We start from the raw sequence: 446 nt of genomic DNA, 5'->3' as shown, positions 1-446 counted from the left end.
GACCTTTTTAATCAAGAAGTGGTCAGTTACGAGGTTCGTAAATCCGTCAAGTTATCCTTGGTCACTGACATGCTGAAGAAAGCAACAGCTAAACTCAGCCCTAATGAAAATCCGATTGTTCATTCTGATCAGGGATGGCAATATCAAAATAAACGATATCAACAGCACCTGAGAAACAAAGGCTTGGCGCAAAGCATGTCTAGAAAAGGGAACTGCTTAGATAACGCAGTAGCTGAGAACTTCTTCGGGATATTAAAAACGGAGATGTACCACAACGAAGTTTTTAAAAGTGCTGATGAACTCATTCAAAGCATTGAAGAATATATTGATTATTACAACAATCAACGGATTAAGCTCAAACTAAAAGGCCTGAGTCCGATAGAGTATCGAAATCAGGCCTTGGTAGCCGCTTAGAAATGAGTCCAACTTTATGGGGTCACTTCACA

General features: G+C 39.9%; 1 protein-coding gene. It reads left to right on the top strand.

Annotated features, from left to right (window positions below):
* The coding region (locus Q3O60_RS17635) for an IS3 family transposase (RefSeq protein ID WP_305895235.1) at positions 1-414 on the top strand (414 nt) is incomplete at its 5' end.
* Positions 415-446 lie beyond the last annotated feature (32 nt).

Source organism: Alkalimonas collagenimarina (assembly GCF_030717845.1).
Classification (GTDB): Bacteria; Pseudomonadota; Gammaproteobacteria; order Enterobacterales; family Alteromonadaceae; genus Alkalimonas; species Alkalimonas collagenimarina.
Note: the sequence above shows the minus strand (reverse complement) of the source record. Positions and strands in the feature narration are given on the sequence as shown.